This is a genomic window from Mesoterricola sp. MK458, assembly GCF_055384935.1.
Genome location: NZ_AP045075.1, coordinates 1,124,670 through 1,144,944, shown reverse-complemented (window position 1 = coordinate 1,144,944; position 20,275 = coordinate 1,124,670). Strand labels below are relative to the sequence as shown.

The following is a 20,275-nucleotide window of genomic DNA, read 5'->3' as shown; positions in this document are numbered from 1 at the left end:
CCGGTCAGGCCTGTTCGGGGGGGGTCTGCAGGTAGGGGTGCTTCACGCTGACGCCGCCGATGATGAAGAGCACTTCCTCGGCGATATTGGTGGCCTGGTCGGCGATTCGCTCCCAGTTCTTGATGACGATGATGAGGTGGCTGGCCCGCTCGATGGTCATGGGGTCGGCCAGCATGAGCCGCAGCAGCTCCCGGTTGATGTCCACGTAGAGGGCGTCCACGGAATCGTCGGCCTGGATGACCGCCCGGGCCAGATCCGCGTCCCCGTTCACGAAGGCGTCCACCGCCCGGCGCACCATGGAGAGCGTCTCCTCGCCGAGCTTGCGCAGGCCGTCGCCCAGGGACAGCGGGGGCATGGGATTCAGGATCAGGGCCCGCCGGGCGATGTTGGTGCAGTGGTCGCCGATGCGCTCCAGCTCGGGCACGATCTTGAGGGTGGAGGCGATGAGCCGCAGGTCCGAGGCGAAGGGCGCCCGCAGGGCCAGCAGGTCGATGCACGCCTGGTCCAGGCGCAGCTCCAGCTCGTCCACGGCCTTGTCCAGGTCGTTGACCCGGCGGGCGTCGGCGTCGCTGCGCTCGATAAGTGAATTATGAGTGAGCAGGATCATCTCCTCCACCTGCCCGGCCATGGCCAGGAGGCTGAACTTGAGGTCCCTCAGCTCGTTGTCGAAGTGGCGCGCCATTAACCGAATCTCCCGCTGATGTAATCCTCGGTCATCCGCACCCTCGGATTGGTGAACAGCATCTCCGTAAGCCCGGTCTCGATGAGCTTACCCATCCAGAAGAACGCCGTAAAGTCGCTGACCCGGGCGGCCTGCTGCATGTTGTGGGTCACGATTACGATGGTGTAGTCCCGCTTGAGCTCGAAGATCAGTTCCTCGATGCGGCTGGTGGCCAGGGGGTCCAGGGCCGAGCAGGGTTCGTCCATGAGGAGCACCTCGGGCCGCACGGCCATGGCCCGGGCGATGCACAAGCGCTGCTGCTGGCCTCCGGAAAGTCCCAGGCCGCTCTCCTTGAGCCGGTCCTTCACCTCGTCCCAGAGCCCGGAGGCGATGAGGCTGCGTTCCACCGCCTCGTCCAGCACGGCCCGGTCCTTGACCCCCTGGATGCGCAGCCCGTAGGCCACGTTTTCGTAGATGCTCTTGGGAAAGGGGTTGGACTTCTGGAACACCATGCCCATGCGCTTGCGAAGGTTGATGACGTCCACCGCCGGGTCGTAGATGTCGTCGTCGCCCACCTTGACGCTGCCCTGGATGCGCACGTTGGGGATGAGGTCGTTCATGCGGTTGATGCAGCGCAGGAGCGTGCTCTTGCCGCAGCCCGAGGGGCCGATGAGGCTCATGACCGAGTGCTCGCGCACCTCCAGGTCGATGTTGAAGAGGGCCTGCTTGGGCCCGTAGAAGAGGCTCACGTCCTCGATGTGGAGGAGGGGCTTGGCGCTCAGCACCGCGGCATCCGTGAGGGGCACCTCGGTCTTGCGGGGGGCGCCCTGCCTGGGCTCGACGTCCGTCATGGTGTCTCCGGCTTGCATCAGAAGGCTCCTCCGCCCATCCTCGCCCGCAATCGGCTGCGCAGGCGGAGGGCGAACAGGTTGAGGACCACCACCACCAGGAGCAGCAGCAGGGCGGTCATGAACACCATGGGCTTGGCGGCCTCGCTGTTGGGGCTCTGGAAGCCCACGTCGTAGATGTGGAAGCCCAGGTGCATGAACTTGCGGTCCAGGTGGAGGAAGGGGAAGGTGCCGTCCAGGGGCATGGAGGGGGCCAGCTTGACCACCCCGGTGAGCATGAGCGGCGCCACCTCCCCCGCGCCCCGGGCCATGGCCAGGATGAGCCCGGTGAGGATCCCGGGCATGGCGCCGGGGATGACCACGTTCCAGAGGGTCTGCCACCGGGTGGCGCCCAGGGCCAGGCTCGCCTCCCGCTGGCTGCGGGGCACGGCCGCCAGGGCCTCCTCCGTGGCCACGATCACCACCGGCACCGTCAGGAGCGCCAGGGTGAGGGCCGCCCACAGGATGCCGCCGGTGCCGAAGGTGGGGGCCGGCAGCTTCTCCGCGAAAAAGAGCCGGTCGATGCCGCCGCCCACGAAGTAGACGAAGAACCCCAGCCCGAAGACGCCGAAGACGATGGAGGGCACCCCGGCCAGGTTGTTCACCGCGATCCGCAGGGTGCGCAGGAGCAGGCCCTGGGCCGCGTACTCCCGCATGTAGAGGGCCGCCAGGACGCCCAGGGGCACCACCAGGACGGACATGAGGAGCACCATCATCACCGTGCCGAAGATGGCCGGGAAGATGCCCCCCTCGGTGTTGGACTCCCGGGGGTCGTCGGCTACGAATTCCCAGAGGCGGGACAGGTAGGTGCCCATCTTGCCCGCCACGCCCAGGGCGTTGGAAGGCACCAGCCGCACCACCGAGGCCAGGGGAAGGGACTTGGTCTGGCCGTCCGCGGCCTCCAGGGTCACGGTGACCGAGGCCGCCTGGGTCCGGAGGATCTCCAGGCGGGCCTCGGCGGCGTCGTACCGGGCCTTCAGGGCCGCCATGCGCGCCTCCAGGCCGGGCCGGGACTTCATCTCCAGGCGGAGGTCCTCCATCTTCCGGTTGAGGCCGCCGATCTCCACCTTGTCCAGGTCCCGGATATGCCGGCTCATGGCCAGGGCCGCGGGGCGCAGGCGCCGGAGGGTTTCCATGGGGTTGCCGGGAAGCACCTGGCCGTCCTTCTCCAGGCTACGGACCCGGCCGATGAAGGGGCCGTACTCCAGCCGCTCCACCACAACGGCGTCCGCGGGGGTGGTCAGGGGCCCCAGCCCGGCCCGGGGCACCCACCGGTAGTCCTGGCCGAAGAGGTCCCGGTTGGCCACGTGGAACTGGACCTTGTCGGCCTCCTGCCCCGTGATCTCCCCCAGGATGGGGCCCTGGCCGGTGGTGGTGGCCACGATCGCCCCGGGCCAGAAGAATCCCAGGCCCTTGGCGCCGATGTAGCCCACCAGTCCCAGGATCATCAGCAGGGAGAACCCCAGGGTGGCCCCGGAGAACCAGATCAGGGCGCTGCCCCGGCGCCACCATTCGCGGACGTTCATCATCACAGGGACTCGTAGCGCTTGCGCAGATGCTGGCGGACCAGCTCGGCGGCGGTGTTGAGGAGGAAGGTCAGGCAGAACAGCAGCGCGGCGGTGAAGAAGAGAAGCCGATAGAGGGTGCCGTGCACCGGGGCCTCGGGGGTCTCCACGGCGATGTTGGCCGCCAGGGTGCGCATGCCGTTGAAGGGGCTCCAGTCCATGACCGGGGTGTTGCCCGTGGCCATGAGCACGATCATCGTCTCGCCGATGGCCCGGCCCAGGCCCACCATGACCGCCGAGAAGATGCCGGGGCTGGCGGTGGGCAGCACGACGCGCCAGGCGGTCTGCCACGGGCTGGCCCCGCAGGCCAGGCTCGCCGAGGTGAGGGACCGGGGCACCGCGCTCAGGGCGTCCTCGCTGATGGTGAAGATGATGGGGATGACCGCGAAGCCCATGGCGAACCCCACCACCAGGCTGTTGCGCACGTCGTAGGTGATGCCGTGGGCCGCCAGCAGCCAGTTGCGGTAGTCGCCCCCCAGGAAGGCCCACTCGAAGTGGGGCCCAATCCAGGTGGAAAGGCCGAGACCGGCCAGCAGGAGCGGAAGGATCCAGAGCACCTCCCACCCTGTGCCCCATCCCAGGCGGATGCGCCGGGGCAGCCGGCTCCACACCGGGAACAGGGCCAGGGCCAGGAGCAGCGTGACGCCGGGCAGCACCAGGACCGTCACCGCGGCCCGCTCGAACAGGGGCGCCAGCACGAGGCCGGCCAGGAAGCCCAGGACCACCGAGGGCAGGGCCGCCATGATCTCGACCATGGGCTTGATGGCGTCCCGGAGCCGCGGGGTGGCGAACTGGCTGGTGTAGAGGGCCCCCAGGACGGCCAGGGGCAGGGCGAAGAGCATGGCGTACAGGGTGCCCTTGAGGGTGCCGAACAGGAGCGGCACGAGGCTGAGCTTGGGTTCGGAGTCGTCGGTGCCGCCGCTGCTCTGCCAGACGTACTCGGCCTTGCCGTAGCTCTCGTAGTGGACCTTGCCCCACAGGGTGCGAAGGCTGATCTCGGGGTGCGGGGCGTCCAGGTCCCAGGTGCGCACGGCGCCCCGGGTGTCCGCGGCCAGGATCACGTCCCCCCGGGCCGTGATGGCGCCGGTGCGGATGCCGCCCCCCCGGGCCTGGAAGAGCCGCTTCTCGGTGGTCAGGTGGTCCACGGCCACCATGCCCGCGGACCACACCAGGAAACGCTTGTCCCGCTGGCCCGGCATGAATCCGCCCACGGCTCCGGCCATGGGCTTGAAGCGGTGGAATTCCTGGAGGGTGAAGGCCCCGTCCCGGTTGAGGAGCTGGAAGGCCGCCAGGGCGCCCTGGTTTCCGCCCGCCAAGAGGGCGGCGTCCCCCAGGTCGAAACCCAGGGCCGTGACGGGCTCGCCCAGGGAGCCCGAGGCCTCGAGCACCGGCTCGTCCCCCAGGCCATAGGCCAGGATCCGGCCCGTGGGCGTCCCCGCGAAGAGCCGGGTCCCGTCCGCGCTCCACCTGGCGCAGGCGGCCGGTTCCTCCAGGGGCACGGGTTTCCACGCGAGGGGGGCCGTCGCCTCCTCCGTGGCTTCGGCCCACACCAGGTGGCCCTTCCCGTCCAGGCCCGCCACGCGCCACACGGCGCCCGGGGCGATGCCCGAGGCGGGCAGGGCGCGCACATCCAGCAGGACGGCCGCCCCCGGGGCAGCCTGGGCGCCCTTCCAGACGGGATCCGGCGTCCACCGGGCGGGGTCCTTCTCGCCGTCGGGCCGATCCCAGGCGAGGGTCGCGAAGGCCAGGGTCCCGTCGGCGCCCAGGGCGGCGAAGGCGCCGTGGGCGTCGATGGCGGTGCTGGAACGCCAGGGCAGGGCGGGCCCCCCGGCGGGCACGGGCAGCTCCCGGCCGTGGGCGAAGGCCCGGATGCCCGCGGCCGGGTCCGCCGTGAGGATCGCCTGGCCGCTCTCGTCCGGGGCCAGGGCCGCGAAGGCGGGGAGCGTCACCGCAGCCCGTTCCTGGACCCGGGCCGGGCGGAAGAGGGGGTAGGCCTCCTTGCCGATGAAGACGAGAATGCCCAGCACGGCGGCGATGATGGTCATCCCCCCGAGGGTGATGACCCAGTCCATGACCCGGTCCAGGCGCTTGGCCCTGTTCAGGATGGAGGATGCGCTCGCCATGCTGGGCAATTCCCTTCGGCTACTTGAGGTTCTTGAGCTGCTCGTCGACCATCTTCTTGGGCAGGGGGTAGTAGCCGTCCTTGATGACCACCTCCTGGCCCTGCTTGCTGAGGATGAAGGTGATGAACTGCTTCACCAGGGGATCCAGCCCCTTCTTGGGGTCCATGTTCACATAGATGTAGAGGGCCCGGGCCAGGGGATAGCTGCCGTTGAGGGCGTTCTCGTAGGTGGCCTCGAAGGCCTTGCCGTCGTTCTTGGCGGGGTTGGACAGGGGCAGGGCGCGCACTTCCGAGGTCTTGTAGCCGATGCCCGAGTAGCCGATGGCGAACTTGTCGGTGCCCACGCTCTGCACCACGGAACTGGAGCCAGGCTGCTCCTTGACGGTGTCCTTGTAGTCGCCGTTGCCCAGGGCGTGCTCCTTGAAGAACCCGTAGGTGCCCGAGGCGCTGTTGCGGCCGTAGATGGAGATGGGCTTGGAGGCCCACTCGCCCTTGAGGCCCAGCTTGGCCCAGGTGGAGATGTCCTCCACCCCGGACTTGCGGGTCTTGGAGAAGATGCCGTCCAGGTCCTTGATGGAGAGGGACTTGATCTTGTTGTCCTTGTGGACGAACACGCCCAGGGTGTCCAGGGCCACCGAGATCCGGGTGGGCTTGTAGCCGAACTTCTTCTCGAACTGGTCGATCTCGCCCGCCTTCATCTCCCGGCTCATGGGGCCGATCTGGGAGGTGCCGGCGATGAGGGCCGGGGGGGCGGTGCCCGAACCCTTGCCTTCCACCTGGATCTTGACGCCCGGGTAGCTGGACTTGAAGGTCTCCACCCAGAAGGTCATGCAGTTGTTCAGGCTGTCGCTGCCCACGGAATTGAGGGTGCCCGTGACCCCGGCGACCTTCTTGTAGGCCGGCAGCTTGGGATCGACCTTCACCACCGCCTGGGCGGAAAGCGTCCCCCCAAGGGCCAGGAGAACGATGGGACTCAGGATGTTCTTCATGGGATGCTCCTTTAGCAACGTCAACAAGCATCCGACGGGCGTTCAACCATGTTGAGACACATGTGTTACTTCCATGTAACCCGCGACCTTTTTTTAACTTTGGCCTCCAAAGCGAATATTTGGGGGAATTTAACGGATGCCCCCTTGCCGCCGGGGCCCACAGATGGGACAATGCCCCAAGCCAAAGCGGGCCGGAGCCAGCGCGTCACTTTGGTAAATCCCTATCCGGGAAGGTCTTGACGAATTCGGACCCCCCAATACCATCCCAATCGACCCATTCTCAGAACCCCATCCACAACCCCATCGTGAAGACCAACCGCCTCCTGAAAGGCCGCTGGTCTATTCCAAGGAGATCGTTTTGCCCAGAAAAACCATGCTTATCAATGCCACGGACTCGGAGGAGATCCGTGTGGCGACGCTCGTGGACGGCGTCCTGTCGGACTTCGACATCGAGTTCGTGCACAACGAGAAGATCAAGGGAAACATCTACAAGGCCAAGGTCGTGCGGGTGGACCAGAGCCTCCAGGCCGCCTTCATCCACTACGGCGGCCAGAAGAACGGGTTCCTGCCCATCGGCGAGCTGCCCAAGGACCTGGTGAGCCCCGACGGCCGCCGGGGCCGCATCCAGGACCTGCTGAACCGGGACCAGGAGATCATGGTCCAGGCCGTGCGGGAGGAGCTGGGATCCAAGGGCGCCATGATGACCGCCCAGATCTCCCTGCCGGGCCGCTACCTGGTGCTCACTCCGGGCAACCCCACCAACGGCATCAGCCGCAAGATCGAGAGCCGCGAGGAGCGGGAGCACTTCAAGCGCCTCATCGACGAACTGGACATCCCCCGGAGCTTCGGCGTGATCGTGCGCACCGCCAGCCTCGGCGTGACCAAGGAGGACTTCCAGCGCGACCTGGACTACCTCCTGGACACCTACAAGGAGGTCCAGAACCGCTACAAGCACCGCCAGGGCGCGGGGCTCGTGTGGCAGGAGGACGACGTCGTCACCCGCACCCTGCGCGACGCCTTCACCAAGGACATCGAGGAAGTGCACATCGACGACCTGGAGACCTTCCACGCCGCCCAGGGCTTCTTCAAGCGCACCATGCCCCAGCACCTGGGGGTCCTCAAGCACTACATCGGCAAGAAGCCCCTGTTCAGCAAGTTCTCCACCGAGGAGCAGATCGACCGCGTCTACGGGCGCAAGGTGTCCCTGCCTTCCGGCGGCGCCCTGGCCATCGACCAGACCGAAGCCCTGGTGGCCATCGACGTGAACTCCGGCAAGACCACCGGTGACAACGTGGAGGACATGGCCTTCAAGACGAACATGGAGGCCGCCGAGGAGGCTGCCCGCCAGCTTCGTCTGCGCGACCTGGCCGGCCTGGTGGTGATCGACTTCATCGACATGAAGCGCGAAGGCAACAACCGCGCGGTCATGGAGCGCCTGGTGGAGTGCCTGGAAGAGGACAAGGCCCGCATGGAGGTGGGCAAGATCAACCGCTTCGGCGTGCTGGTCATGACCCGTCAGCGCCTGCGTCCCTCGCTCCAGCACGTCACCCACGAGGCCTGCCCCACCTGCCAGGGCACCGGCAAGGTCAAGAGCCTCGAGGCCCTGGTCCTGTCCGTGGTGCGCCGCATCAAGGCCATCCTCAGCCGGGACGCCATCGCCGAGATCCGCGTCAAGCTCATGCCCGCCATCGCCCTGGCGGTGCTGAACCAGAAGCGCAAGGACCTCTCCGCGCTGGAGGACATGCACGACTCCAAGATCATCATCGTGGCCGATCCGGAGATCCCCTTCGGCGAGATGGCCGCGGAGATCGAGCGCGCCGAGGAGGAGCCCGCCGAGAAGGTGGCCGCCCGCAACGAGCGCCCCCGCGACCTGGAGGAGGAGACGGTCGTCCTGGGCGGTGACAGCCCCATTTCCTTCGACAAGGCCCTGGGCGAGGACACCCCCCGCAAGGGCGGCCGCGCCCCGCGCAACGAGTCCCGCCGCGAGCCCGAGGCCGCGCCCGCCCCGGTGGCCGCCCCCACCCACGCAGAAATGAAGTACGACCGCCGCGACGCCCAGCGGGCCGCCCTGGAGGAACGGGAGCGCCTGCGCGCCCTCTTCGAGAGCGCCAAGCCCCTGGACGAGGAGGAGGCCGCCCCCGCCACCGAACCCGCCGCGGAGGAGAAGGCCCCCGGTGGCCGCCGGCGTTCCCGCGGCCGCAAGCCCGCCGCCGCGCCCGAAGCCACCACCCCGGCCGCCGTGGCCCTGGAGGAGCCCCAGGCCGTGGTCGCCGTGGCGGAACCCCAGGTTTCCGTGGTGGAAGCCCCCCGGGTATCCGAGCCCGAACCCGCCCCCCTGCTCCTGACCGCCGACCTGCTGGCCGACCTGCTCACCCCGGCCCCCCGGGTGAAGTTCCAGTCCAAGGCGGAACCCGAGCCGGAAGCCCCCGCCAAGGCCAAGGCCAAGGCCCCCAAGACCCCCAAGGCGCCCAAGGCAGCCAAGCCCGCCAAGGCCTCCAAGGCCGAGGCCGAGGAGCCCGCCGTGGCCATCAAGGCCGACACGAAGCCCGCCAAGCGCGCCCCCAAGCCCAAGCCTGCCCCCGAGCCTGAGGCTCCCGCGGCGCCCGCGGCTCCCAAGCCCCGTGCCCGCAAGAAATGATCGTGAGGTAACGCCCTGACGACCCTCGACCATCTCTACTGGCTGGCACCGATCGCCGCCCTGGCCACCCTCTTCGGAGGGTGGCTCGTGGTGCGCTTCCTCCAGGGCCGGGCCAGCCTCATGCGCCACATGTCCGGCGTGGCGGCCGGCTACCTCATGTCCGTCACCCTGGTGCGGGTCCTGCCCGAGGCCGTGGAGCAGGGCGGGGAAGGCATGGCCCTGTGGGCCGTGGCGGGCTTCTTCCTGATCCACCTGATCGAGCACGGCATCAGCCCCCACTTCCACTACGGCGAGGAAACGCATACCCACTCGGGTTCGGCCCTGACGGGGGTCATCGCCCTGGTGGGCCTGAGCCTCCACAGCTTCATGGACGGCATGTCCATCACGGCCGCCATGCGCACCCACAGCGGCCTCGGCCTCATGGTGTTCATGGGCGTCATGCTCCACCGCATCCCCGAGGGGGCGACGATCTCCTCCATCTTCCTGGTGCGGGGCTTCGGCAACCGGAAGTCCATCATCGCGGCGGGCATCCTGGCCCTTGCCGCCCTGGTGGGCTCCATGAGCCAGGAGTACCTGAACATCAAGCTGGGCCCCGTGCTTGGCCTGACCGGGGGGCTGGGCCTCTACGTGGCGTGCTCGGACCTCCTGCCCGAAGCCCAGAAGGAGAAGGGCTGGAAGAGCACCGCCGGCCTCCTCGTGGGGATCCTCCTCTTCATGGCGGTGCTGGGCCTGACTCCGCATCACCACCATGGCGCGTGAGCTCGGACTCCGCATAGGCCTGGCGTCGGCCCTGTTGGGGCCCCTGGCCGCCCAGGCGCCACCCCTTCCATCCCTGCCGCCCCTGGGCCCCGACTGGCGGGCGCCGGGCCCCGGCGAACTCCTGCCCCTGCGGCCCCAGGGGGCCGCGGAATCCCGGGAAGGGGCCGTGTCCCTGCGCTACTGGGGCAAGGACGTGAAGGAGAGCCCCGGCGGCTGGGAGATGGACGACGGGGCCGTGGCCAGCCCCGACCTGCTCCTGCTGGCCGACCACATCACCTACAACGCCCTCACCGGCGAGATCGCGGCCGAGGGCCACATCCGCCTGGAGGGGCCGGGCCTGCGCCTGCGCTGCTCCAGGCTCCGCATGGACTGGAAGCGCCAGATGGGCGAGGCCTGGGCCCTGGACATGGAACTGCCCCCCAGCTGGTACCTGAAATCCGACAAGGTGGCGTTCACCACCCTCAAGCACTGGGAGTTCGAGAAGGTCGAGCTCAGCCCGTGCCCCCAGGAAAAGCCCGGCTGGAAGGCCCTGGTGTCGCGCCTCACCGTGGACCTGGACGCGTACGCCACCATCCGAAACCTGTGGATCTGGGTGGGCAACGTCCCCACCTTCTACTACCTGCCCTGGGCCATCTACCCCGCCAAGGCCGAGCGCACCTCGGGCCTGCTGCCCATGGCCCTCTCCTTTTCAGGCCCCATGGGCGCCTCGGTCCAGATGCCCTACTACCAGGTGCTGGGCGACACGGCGGACGTGACGGTGTCCCCGGAGTACTTCACCCGCCAGGGCACCCTCTGGGGCGGCGAGGCGAGGTGGAACCCGGAACCCACCCACCAGGGGTCCTTCGCCGGCCAGTTCATCAAGCAGAGGACCGACGACATACACCGCTACCGGTTCTCCCTGAAAGACATCTGGCAGCGGGAGGACGGATGGCAGCTCGCCGCCGACCTCAACCGCGCCTCGGACGCCCTCCTGGAGACGGACTACGGCCAGGGCATGGCCCGCCTGGGCGGGACTCCCTTCGACAGCGCCCTGTACCTGGGCCGAAACTTCCCCTGGGCCAGCTTCTCCTTCAACGCATCCGAGCAGCTGACCTATTTCACCTCCGACGCCTCCTCGCCCCTGTACAACCCCAACTTCCCCAATTCCCTCCGGCGCCAGGTGCTGCCCAGCGTCCAGGGCTCCCTGTACCCCGTGCCCCTGGGCCCCTTCTACCTGGACGCGGGCATGCGCCTGGGGCGCATGACCTACAAGCTGGACATCCTGCCCACCACCACCGGCACCGTCCCCAACGACACCTACGCCTGGCGCCGGGACGACGGGTTCCTGCGGCTCCAGGGGCGCGTGGGGCAGTGGGGGCCCCTGCGGGCGGACCTGGAGACCCTCGGCCGCTACACCCGCTACTCCCGGTCCCTGGGCCGGTCCCTGTTCGACACCGGCAACGTCACCGACGGGAACCTGGCCATCACCACCAGTCCCTTCCAGGTGGACGCCCCGGGGGTGGACCGGGTTCTGGGATCGGCCCGGCTCCAGCTTTCCGCCCCCCCCATCGGCCGGTCCTACACGGACGTGAAGATGTTCGGGTACAAGGGGGAGATCAAGCACGTCATGAACCCCTTCTTCGCCTTCGTCACCACCAGCAAGGCCTCCGCCGAGGGGCGGATCCCCCACTTCGACGACGTGGACTCCATGCCCGGCGTGGCCAGCAGCGCCGCCGGGGAACGGAGCCTCGAACTGGGCGTGAAGCAGCACTTCCTGGGCCGGCCCGGCCTGAACCTGCCGTTCCTGGACCTGGTCCGCTGGCGGATCTCCTCCAAGTACCACATCGCCCCCATCCTTCTCAACGACGGCCGGGTGAAGAAGGGCTGGGCCACCCTGGACAACGAACTGGACGTGGAACCGGACGAGACCCTGCGCATCAGCTTCCGCCGCAGCAGCGACGTGTCCGACAGCGACGCGGACCAGTCCCTGTCGGCGGACTACAAGGCCGGGGACGGCACGCGGTTCAACCTGGCCTACTACTCCACGGGCATCAACCGCCTCCTGGTGCGCCAGAAGGGCATCCAGGTGGGCGGGCTGAGGCGCCTCTGGAACGACGACGTGCGCCTGGAGTTCCAGGCCAACTACGACTTCAAGCGCCGCCAATTCGCCGGCAGCCAGGTGGCCCTGGCCTACGTCACCCCCTGCGTGGCCTATTCGGTGCGCTTCTCGCACATCGGCATCACCGTGCCCGGTTCGCTCACCAAGGAGGACCGGCTGGACCTGGTGGTCACGCTGCGCAGCCTCGGGGACCTGGGGAAGTACACCTTCTGACCGGCGGGGTCAGACGGCGCCCATGACCTCGACGCGGTTCCGGCCCTTGTGCTTGGCCAGGTACAGCGCCTCGTCCACCCGCAGGAAGAGCTGCCCGGTGTCCTCCCCGTCGGGCGCGCCCACGCCGAAGCTCATGGTGGGGAAGACCGTCTGGCCGGAATCCACCTTCAGGGGCGCGGCCTCGATGCGCTCGCGGATCTTTTCCGCCACCTCGGTGCCGGCGCGAAGGCTCGTTTCCATGAGCAGGATGGCGAATTCCTCGCCCCCGATGCGGAAGGCCAGGTCGCTGCGGCGGAGGCCGGACCGGATGCGCTGGCCCACGGCCTTGAGGACCGCGTCCCCCGCCAGGTGCCCGAAGCGGTCGTTGGTGAGCTTGAAGTAGTCCAGGTCGCCCAGGATGAGCACGAAGGGCCGACGGTTGCGCTCCCACTGGCTCAGGGCGTGTTCCAGGTGCTGGCTGAAGGCACGGCGGTTGAGGAGTTCGGTGAGGGGATCGGTGAGGACTTCGCTGCGCAGGGTGCTGGCCTCCCGCTCCAGGGCGCCCCGGCGCTCGGCCATGTCCCGCAGCTGGTGCTGGTACTCCAGCTTCAGCCGCTTCACGTGCACCCACTCCAGCGCGCGGCGGCAGCCCAGCTGCAGCAGGGGGCCGGAAAGGGGCAGGGGGATCCAGTCCCGGGCCCCGGCGCTCAGGAGCTTGCGCTGGGTGGATTCGGACACCGCGCCGCCCACCAGGATGACGTAGGGGGACTGGGGGGCCGCATCCAGCCGCCGCAGCACCTCCAGGGCCTCCTCCCCCCTGGCGTCCACCCCCAGGAAGAGCAGGGGCGGAACCGCCTCGGCCAGGGCCGTCTCCAGATCGGGGCGGCCGCAGGCCCGCAGCTCGAGTCCGAAGGGTTCCACCGCCTCCCCGATCCAGCCGGCGGTTTCCGGGTCGAGGCCCACGGCCAGGACGGGGACGGGCTCACCCCCGTTGCGGATGGCGGTTCCTTCCAGGAGCGGGCCCAGGGTGTGCTGGAGCCGGTGCACGCCGCTGTCGACCTCCACGAACCCGTCGCCGTCCGCGGCGGCCAGCGCCTCCCGGTCGGCCTCGGTGGGGAGGTGGTCCAGCACCAGGAAGATCGGCAGGTTGCGGAAGAGCATGCGGGACTCGCCCCGCAGGAGCCCGCAGAGCCGGTAGCCGTCCATGGGGTCCGCCTCGGCGTCCACCAGGATCAGGCGGGCCCGGTTCCAGGCCTCCAGCGCCAGGGCCTCCAGGGGATCCTCGATCCGCTCCACCCGACGCCCCGCGGAGCCGAAGGCGGTACGCAGCGCTTCGACCAGTCCTTGGTGTCGTGTGATGGCTAGGATGTCCATGGGGTTGGTTTGGGTTCGATCCCTTTCACTCGGCCAGGCCGTTCTCCGAAAGCCAGCGTTCCGCGTCGATGGCGGCCATGCAGCCCGAACCCGCGGCCGTGACGGCCTGGCGGTACTGGTGGTCCTGCACGTCCCCGCAGGCGAAGACCCCCGGGACGGGGGTGCGGGTGGAGCCGGGCTCCACGTCCAGGTAGCCCGCCTCGGTCATGGGCAGCTGTCCGGTGAAGAGGCTGGTGTTGGGCTGGTGCCCGATGGCCACGAAGAGGCCCTCCACGGGCAGGTCCTCGCTGGCGCCGGTCACGGTGTCTTTGAGCTTGAGGACGGAGACCTTGGGGATGAGCTCGCCGGTGGGCAGGGCCTGGTCCCGGGTGACGATGTCCTCCACGACCGCGTTCCACTTGAAGGTGATCTTCTCGTTGCGCATGGCCCGCTCCTGCATGGCCTTGGAGGCCCGCAGCCGGTCCCGGCGGTGGATGAGGGTGACCTTGGAGGCGAACTTGGTGAGGAAGGTGGCCTCCTCGAGGGCGGTGTCGCCGCCGCCCACCACGGCGATCTCCTTGCCGCGGAAGAAGAAGCCGTCGCAGGTGGCGCAGGCCGATACCCCGCCGCCGGTGCGGCTGAGCTCCTCGTCCTTGCGGATGCCCATCCACTTGGCGCTGGCGCCGGTGGCGATGATGAGGGCGTCGCAGGTGTACTCCCCCTGGTCCGTGGTGAGCTTCCGGGGCCGGGCGGACAGATCGGCCTTGAGCACGGTCTCGGCCTTGATCACCGTGCCGAACCGCTCGGCCTGGGCGCGCATCTCGTCCATGAGCGCGGGCCCCATGACGCCGTCGCGGAAGCCCGGGAAATTCTCCACCTCGGTGGTGATGGTGAGCTGGCCTCCGGGCTGGGCGCCCTCGAAGACCAGCGGGGCCAGATTGGCCCTGGACGCATAGATGGCCGCCGTATACCCGGCCGGGCCCGTTCCGATGATGATGATCTTGTGGTGGGACACGCGCAGCTCCGCAAAGGATCGTGAGGGTACCAGTCTATCAGGCCCCGCCGGGCTTCCGCCGGAACTCCGGAAACTGCTCGGCGGCGCATTCGGGGCAGATTCCGTGCGAGAAGCCCACCTCCGCGTGCTTGGACAGGTACTGCTCAAGCTGGTTCCAGTAGCCCTGGTCGTCCCGGATCTTTTTGCAATGGGCGCAGATGGGGAGGAGTCCCGAGAGCTGCTTGACGTTGCCCAGGGCCTCGCTCAGCTCGGCGTTGCGCAGGCTGAGCTCCCGGGTGCGCATGGCCACCAGGGCCTCCAGGGCTTCGCTCCGCCGGCGCAGCGCGGCGCCCCGCGCACGGACGATGCCCGCCACGGCCGTGGAGCCCGAGAGGAGGGCCAGGGCGTAGACCCAGCCCGTCCGCCACCAGGGGGGCGTCACCCGGAACGCCACGCCCTCCGGGGGACCGAAGGGCCCCTGGCCCAGGGCGGCCCGCACCTCGAACCGGTAGCGCCCGCCCCTCAGGGCCGGGAAGTGCACCCGCCGCCCGTCCAGGTCGCGCCAGCCATCCTCCAGCCCCAGGAGCCGCGCCTGGAACCGCACGTCCTGCTCGTTGAGGTAGCTGGGCGAGGCCACCTGGAAATCCACCGTCGCCTGGTCGTAGGGCAGGGGATCCACCTGGCCGAAGGGGGGTTCCAGGACGCGGTTGCCGTAGGCCAGCCGCATCACGAAGGCCCGCGGCACCTGGCTGGGGGCCTCGGCCCCGGTGCTGTCGAAGCGCACGAGGCCGCCGGAGGTGCCCACCCACACGAGGCCCCTTTCCACCCGGAGGGCGCTGATGGAACAGTCCTCGTTCACCATCCCGTCCCGCCGGCCCACGTGCAGGGCCGGTTCGACGCGGTCCAGGCCCTTGTCCGTGGACACCCAGATGCGCCCGTGGCCGTCCAGGCGCACCGCATAGACCATGTTGCTGGGCAGGCCCCAGCCCTTGGTGCGCCGCTCGAGCACCTGGAGGGTCCCGCCGGCGGGGCGCACCCGGGCGATGCCCAGGGGCTCCTCGTAATGGATCCAGGCGGTGCCGTCGGGGAGCAGGGCCATGCCCCGCACCCGGGAACCGGGGTTGCCCGCATGGAAGGTCCACGCGCCGCCCCGGGGTCGCTGGAGCACCCCCCCGTCGCAGCCGGCCCAGAGGCCGCCCCGGGAATCCTCATGGATCTCGTAGACCCCCAGCTGGGCGGCTCCCAGGAAGGCCGGCCCCACCTCGACCACGAGCCTGCCGGTGGACGGGTCCAGGCGCAGGAGGCCCTGGCCCACCCCGCCGATCCATACGGTGCCGCCGGCGTCGGTGAAGACGCTGTTGGCCCCGTAGCCCAGGTCGCCCAGGGGCGCCACCTCGGCCCGGGTGCGCCCCGGGCGCAACCGGAGCGTGGGCCCGCGGGTATTGACCATCCAGAGGGTGCCGGCGCCGTCCAGGGCCATGCCCTTGATGCGCATGCCCTCCGTGCCGGGGATCGCCACCGGGACCGGCCCCTCCATGCGCACCGCCCCGTCGTCGGTGGCGGCGATCATGCGCCCCTGGAGGTCGCGCACCATGAACCAAACCACGGCGCCCGAATCCCCGCGGGTGAGGGGATGGTTCAGCACCCGTCCCCGGCCCAGCATGTGGGCGAGGCCCGGCCCCATCACCCAGAGCGCCCCCTCCCGGTCCCGGAACAGGCCCCTCACCCAGCGGAAGGGCAGGCCCCGCGCCGTGTCCAGGAGCTCGCCGTCGATCTGCTGGGCGCCGTTCTGGGTGGGGATCCACACCGATCCGTCCCGGTCCAGGAAGGCCTGGCCGTTGGGGGAGATGCTCGCGGAAAGGCGGCCGGAGGCGTCCTGGAACACCGGGTCCCCCGGGCCCTTCACCAGCAGCTGCGCACCCGAGCCGGCCCACAGGCGGCCCTTGCCGTCCTCGGCCACCAGCAGGGGGCCCTTGGGCGGCAGCCCCTGGTCGGGGCCCCAGGCCTGGACGGAGCCGTCCTCCCGGAACTCCTGGATGCCGCGCTGGCCGGCCGCGTAGACCGATCCCGAGCGCATTCCGGCGACCACGCAATGGAGGGTGTCGGGCTCCTTCCAGGGCACGGTGGCGAAGGCCAGGCCCTCCTTCTGGCGGATGAGGCCGCTGGAGGTGTAGGCCCAGAGGCGGCCCCGGCGGTCCAGGGTCATGTCGGAAATGGCGTTGCCCTGGGGCTGCCCGTCGAGGGTGATCTTTTCGAAACGACCGTTCCGGAAGCGCACCAGTCCCCGGAGCGTGCCCACCCACACGCCGCCGTCGGGGCACGCCAGGAGCCGGCCCACCGAGGCCGACGGCAGGCCGTCCTCGGCGCTCCACTGGCGGCTCTGCCCGCCCTCGTAGCGCAGCAGTCCGTTCTCCGAACCCATCCAGAGGAAGCCGTCCTGGTCCTGGGCCATGCACACCACGGCGCCCGAGGAGAGGCCCTGGTCCGTGCCCACCATGACGAAGGGCCGGCGGCCCGGCTCCGGGGCCCCGGCGGACGCCGAGGCCACGCAGGCCACTAGCACACTCAGAACCCGAACCCACCTCGCCATGAGAGCATTATCACACGGCCGGGGGCTCGATCCAGCCTCCGCCGAGGACCTCGTCTCCCAGGTAGAAGACGGCCGCCTGCCCCGGAGCGATGGCGCGCTGGGGCTCCCGGAAGAGGACCCGGGCCCGGCCGTCCCCCAGGGGCCGCACCTGGGCGTCGGCCTCCGCCCCCCGGGAACGGATGCGCACCCGGCAGGCCAGCTGGCCTTCCGGCGTCTCGCCGCACCAGGACACCTCCCGGACGGTGAACGCCGTCTCCAGGAGCCGGTCCTCCTCGCCCACCCACACCGTGTCCGTGGCGGGATCCACGCGGATCACGAACAGCGGTGCGTGGAAGGCCACGCCGATCCCCTTGCGCTGGCCCACCGTGAACCGCCAGTAGCCCCCGTGGGTGCCCAGCACCCGGCCGTCCACGTGCCGGATGGGGCCGTCGCCCCCCCGCGCCGGGGCCAGCCCCTCCTCCTCGATGTAGCGGTCGTAGCGCTCGGGGATGAAGCAGATCTCCTGGCTTTCGGCCTTTTCCGCCAGGTGCAGGCCCAGGTCCCGGGCCAACTGGCGCACCTCCACCTTGGTGAAGCCCGCCAGGGGGAACAGGGTGCGCGCCAGGGAGGCCTGGTCGTGGGTGAAGAGGAAGTAGCTCTGGTCCTTCTGGGGGTCCGTGGCCTTGAGGAGGTGATAGCCCGCTGCGTCCCGGGTGATGCGCGCGTAGTGTCCCGTGGCCACGAAGCCGCAACCCATTTCCGCCGCCGCGTCCAGCAGCGCGCGGAACTTGAGGTGCTGGTTGCAACGTATGCAAGGGCTGGGGGTTTCCCCCGCAAGGTAGCCGCGCACGAAGGGGTCGATGACCGTGGCTTTGAAGGGCCCTTCCAGGTCCAGCACGTAGTGGGGGAACCCCGCCTGGAAGGCCACCCGTCTCGCGTCCTGGAAATCATCGAGGGTGCAGCACTTGCCCTCGGTCTCGGGCCGGGTGCCGCCCCGGGTCTTGTCGAAGAGCTGCATGGAGACGCCCACCACCTCGAACCCGCCCCGGTGGAGCAGGGCGGCCATGACCGAGCTGTCGATGCCGCCCGACATGGCCGCCAGCACCCGGTCGCCCTCCGCGAGGCCCGGATGGGCCCGGAGACACGCCAGCGCATGATCAAGCAGAAGGGAAGACTCGCCACCCACGGGGAAGACCCCCCTTTCGAACCTCCATTGTAGATGATTTCCAGCCCGGGGCCCGGCCAGGGCGCCCCCCTGAAGGATCTTGCCGTTTTCAACCAAGTTGAGAATGACTTTCAATTCCCGAAAACTGCCCTATGCTGTCCGCCAGAATGCCCACCCCGCCCATCCACCCTGGACCCCGGACCGGTCCCTACGAGCTTGTCAGCCCCTTGGGGGCGGGTGGCCGGGCCTTCCTCGCCCGGGATGCGCGCGACGGCCGTTCCGTGGTGGTCCGGATCCTGCCGGACCACCTGGCCCGGGATCCCCGCGCCCTGGCCCGCTTCGAGGCGGAGGCCGAGGCCCTGGCCACCCTCGGCCATCCCGGCCTCCCCCCGCTCCTCGACCGGCGGTTCCAGGACGAGCCGCCCTTCGTCGTCCTGGAGCGCATGGCGGGGGAGACGCTCCTGGCCCGGATCGCGCAGGGGCCCCTGGCGCCGCGCGTGGCCGCCGAACTGGCCGTCCAGCTGGCCCGGGGCCTCGCCGCCGCCCACGAGAAAGGCGTGATCCACCGCGGGCTCTCCCCGGCCCGCCTGTGGATCGGCAAGGACGGCTCGCTGCGCATCCTGGACTTCGGGTGGGCTCCCCGGACGCCGCCGGACCTTTCCCGGCCGGCGGAGGATCTCGCCTGCCTCAGCCCGGAGCAGGCGCGCGGTGACCGCGTGGACGCCCGCAGCGACATCTTCAGCTTCGGCGCCGTGTTCTTCTGGATGCTCACGGGCCGCTCCGCCTTCGCCCGTCCCACTGCCGAAGGGACCCTCGCCGCGATCCTCCAGGAAGAGCCCGGGGAGCCGGACGCTCCCCTGTTGCCCGCCCTTCGGCGCATCCTGGACCACTGCCTGGAGAAGGAGCCCGCCCGGCGCTTCCGGGACGCCCAGGACCTGGCCTTCGCCCTGGGCAATCTCTCCCTGGGCCCCTCCGTTCTCGCCGCCCCCCTGGCTCCGGGCAACCGGCGCCGCACCGCCCTGGCGGCCGCGGCCGGCCTCCTGCCGGTGCTGGGGGCCCTGGGCCTGGTCCTGGGCCCCCGGACGGCCGCGGCGCCGGTCTTCCACCGCCTGGTCTTCACGGCGGGCACCGTGGACGCGGCGCGGTTCGGAGCCGACGGCCGGACGGTGTACTTCAGCATGCGCGTGGCCGGAAACCCTCCGGGGATCTTCGTCCTGGACCCCCGCGGCAGCGAACCCAAGCCCCTGGGCCTGGACGACGCGCGGCTCCTGGACGTGTCGCCCACTGACGAACTGGCCCTGCTCCAGGAGCCCCGGCCGGGAGGCCTGGGCACCCTCCTCCGGGTCCCCGGGGGCGGGGGGCTGCCCCGGGTGGTGCGGGAGAACGTGGCCGAGGCCCGCTGGGACGGAGCCGGGCTGGCGACGGTGGCCTCGCCGGAAACCCTGGGGCGCCTCGAATTTCCCGAGGGCCGCCTGGCCGCGTCCTGGAACCCCGCCAACCGTGAGGTCGGCGCCATCGCCGTGTCCCGGGACCATGACCTGCTGGCCTGCTTGGACGCGGATGCCGGGCGCGCCGCCACGGACGTGGCGATCCATGACCGCATGGGCGGCCGCAAGGTTCTCCTCACCCGGGCCTGGGAGGACGGCCGCAGCCCCATGACCGGGCTGGCCTGGGGGCCCGGCGGCGACCTGTGGATCTCCGAGCGGGAAGGGGACCAGACCGTCCTCCGGGCCCTGACGCCCGGCGGGCGCGCCCGGGTGCTCTGGCGCAGCCAGGGCTGCCTCCAGCTGCTGGACGTGGCCCCCGGGGGCACCGCCCTCCTGGCCCAGCAGAATTTGCGCCGGGGCATCCTGGCGTGGGGGCCCGGCGGCGGCCCGTCCCGGGAGCTGCCCCTCCGGGCCCGGGCCCGGCTGGGGGGTCTTGACACCGAGGGGCGCCCGGCGATCTCGGACGAACCCCCGGGGACCGGCGGGAAAGGGACCGAAGCGCCCGCGCGGCCCGGGCGGGTCCCGGGCCTCCTTCCCGGCGAGCGGGTGGTGGGGTGGAGCGCGGACGGGGGCTCGGCCTACGTGGGCTCGGCCGCCACCCGCCTGCCCCTGACCGTCACCCGCGTGCGGCTCGCCACCGCCGGGCGGACGCTCCTGGCGTCCCTTTCCCCTGGGGATCCGGCCGGGTTCGTGGAGGCCCAGGAAATCGTCGTTTCGCCCGGCGGCCAAGCCGTGGCCCTGGCCTACCGGGCCACGCTCACCGAACTGTACCGTGTGGAGGGCCTTTCGAAATGAT

12 protein-coding genes and 1 pseudogene are annotated in these 20,275 nt (G+C 70.2%); 4 read left to right on the top strand and 9 right to left on the bottom strand.

The window, feature by feature from the left end:
• Positions 1-4 precede the first annotated feature (4 nt).
• The 5 genes and pseudogenes from phoU to ACZ5LB_RS04940 all read right to left on the bottom strand — a co-directional run bounded on the left by phoU (position 5) and on the right by ACZ5LB_RS04940 (position 6,224).
• Complete coding sequence (gene phoU / locus ACZ5LB_RS04960) at positions 5-682, bottom strand: phosphate signaling complex protein PhoU (protein WP_464605018.1); 678 nt, start codon at positions 680-682, stop codon at positions 5-7.
• Positions 682-1,512: a phosphate ABC transporter ATP-binding protein PstB gene (pstB, locus tag ACZ5LB_RS04955; protein WP_464605017.1), complete on the bottom strand. Its 831-nt coding sequence runs from the start codon at positions 1,510-1,512 to the stop codon at positions 682-684. The genes phoU and pstB overlap by 1 nt, the downstream gene beginning before the upstream one ends.
• A 17-nt stretch (positions 1,513-1,529) precedes the next feature.
• Positions 1,530-3,077: a phosphate ABC transporter permease PstA gene (gene pstA / locus ACZ5LB_RS04950; RefSeq protein ID WP_464605016.1), complete on the bottom strand. Its 1,548-nt coding sequence runs from the start codon at positions 3,075-3,077 to the stop codon at positions 1,530-1,532.
• A pseudogene (locus ACZ5LB_RS04945) lies at positions 3,077-3,862 on the bottom strand (ABC transporter permease subunit); the annotation flags it as partial. The pseudogene ACZ5LB_RS04945 and the gene pstA, both read right to left, overlap by 1 nt.
• A 1,393-nt stretch (positions 3,863-5,255) precedes the next feature.
• Positions 5,256-6,224 (bottom strand): PstS family phosphate ABC transporter substrate-binding protein, encoded by a 969-nt coding sequence (locus tag ACZ5LB_RS04940; protein WP_464605015.1) that lies wholly within the window; start codon positions 6,222-6,224, stop codon positions 5,256-5,258.
• 373 nt (positions 6,225-6,597) lie between these two features.
• On the opposite strand from ACZ5LB_RS04940, the gene ACZ5LB_RS04935 reads away from it, so the two are divergent.
• The 3 genes from ACZ5LB_RS04935 (at position 6,598) to ACZ5LB_RS04925 (ending at position 11,932) form a co-directional block, all read left to right on the top strand.
• Positions 6,598-8,862: an Rne/Rng family ribonuclease gene (locus ACZ5LB_RS04935; protein ID WP_464605014.1), complete on the top strand. Its 2,265-nt coding sequence runs from the start codon at positions 6,598-6,600 to the stop codon at positions 8,860-8,862.
• An 87-nt stretch (positions 8,863-8,949) separates the two neighbouring features.
• Positions 8,950-9,621, top strand: coding sequence for a ZIP family metal transporter (locus tag ACZ5LB_RS04930; protein WP_464605013.1), 672 nt, complete (start codon positions 8,950-8,952; stop codon positions 9,619-9,621).
• Positions 9,611-11,932 (top strand): LPS-assembly protein LptD, encoded by a 2,322-nt coding sequence (locus ACZ5LB_RS04925; protein WP_464605011.1) that lies wholly within the window; start codon positions 9,611-9,613, stop codon positions 11,930-11,932. The genes ACZ5LB_RS04930 and ACZ5LB_RS04925 overlap by 11 nt, the downstream gene beginning before the upstream one ends.
• Before the next feature lie 9 nt (positions 11,933-11,941).
• Here ACZ5LB_RS04925 and ACZ5LB_RS04920 read toward each other — a convergent pair whose 3' ends face one another.
• The 4 genes from ACZ5LB_RS04920 to mnmA are packed head-to-tail and all read right to left on the bottom strand — an operon-like array spanning position 11,942 to position 17,920.
• On the bottom strand, positions 11,942-13,285 hold the full coding sequence (locus tag ACZ5LB_RS04920) for a diguanylate cyclase (protein ID WP_464605009.1): 1,344 nt from the start codon (positions 13,283-13,285) through the stop codon (positions 11,942-11,944).
• 25 nt (positions 13,286-13,310) lie between these two features.
• Entirely contained in the window at positions 13,311-14,285 is a 975-nt protein-coding gene (gene trxB, locus ACZ5LB_RS04915; protein ID WP_464606279.1) for a thioredoxin-disulfide reductase, read from the bottom strand.
• 31 nt (positions 14,286-14,316) lie between these two features.
• Entirely contained in the window at positions 14,317-16,815 is a 2,499-nt protein-coding gene (locus tag ACZ5LB_RS04910; RefSeq protein WP_464605008.1) for a ligand-binding sensor domain-containing protein, read from the bottom strand.
• A 43-nt stretch (positions 16,816-16,858) separates the two neighbouring features.
• Positions 16,859-17,920, bottom strand: a complete 1,062-nt coding sequence (gene mnmA, locus ACZ5LB_RS04905; protein ID WP_464606277.1) for a tRNA 2-thiouridine(34) synthase MnmA — start codon at positions 17,918-17,920, stop codon at positions 16,859-16,861.
• 224 nt (positions 17,921-18,144) lie between these two features.
• Here mnmA and ACZ5LB_RS04900 point away from each other — a divergent pair, with 224 nt between their 5' ends.
• Positions 18,145-20,274: a serine/threonine-protein kinase gene (locus ACZ5LB_RS04900; protein ID WP_464605007.1), complete on the top strand. Its 2,130-nt coding sequence runs from the start codon at positions 18,145-18,147 to the stop codon at positions 20,272-20,274.
• The last annotated feature ends 1 nt before the right edge of the window (position 20,275 follow it).

Bases quoted from the DNA above. Each gene is read 5' to 3' on its own strand.
- ACZ5LB_RS04900 (WP_464605007.1), top strand. From the start codon at position 18,145: ATGCTGTCCGCCAGAATGCCCACCCCGCCCATCCACCCTGGACCCCGG.
- mnmA (WP_464606277.1), bottom strand. From the start codon at position 17,920: ATGTCGGGCGGCATCGACAGCTCGGTCATGGCCGCCCTGCTCCACCGG.
- pstA (WP_464605016.1), bottom strand. From the start codon at position 3,077: ATGATGAACGTCCGCGAATGGTGGCGCCGGGGCAGCGCCCTGATCTGG.
- ACZ5LB_RS04925 (WP_464605011.1), top strand. From the start codon at position 9,611: ATGGCGCGTGAGCTCGGACTCCGCATAGGCCTGGCGTCGGCCCTGTTG.
- ACZ5LB_RS04940 (WP_464605015.1), bottom strand. From the start codon at position 6,224: ATGAAGAACATCCTGAGTCCCATCGTTCTCCTGGCCCTTGGGGGGACG.
- pstB (WP_464605017.1), bottom strand. From the start codon at position 1,512: ATGACGGACGTCGAGCCCAGGCAGGGCGCCCCCCGCAAGACCGAGGTG.
- ACZ5LB_RS04935 (WP_464605014.1), top strand. From the start codon at position 6,598: ATGCTTATCAATGCCACGGACTCGGAGGAGATCCGTGTGGCGACGCTC.
- ACZ5LB_RS04920 (WP_464605009.1), bottom strand. From the start codon at position 13,285: ATGGACATCCTAGCCATCACACGACACCAAGGACTGGTCGAAGCGCTG.
- phoU (WP_464605018.1), bottom strand. From the start codon at position 682: ATGGCGCGCCACTTCGACAACGAGCTGAGGGACCTCAAGTTCAGCCTC.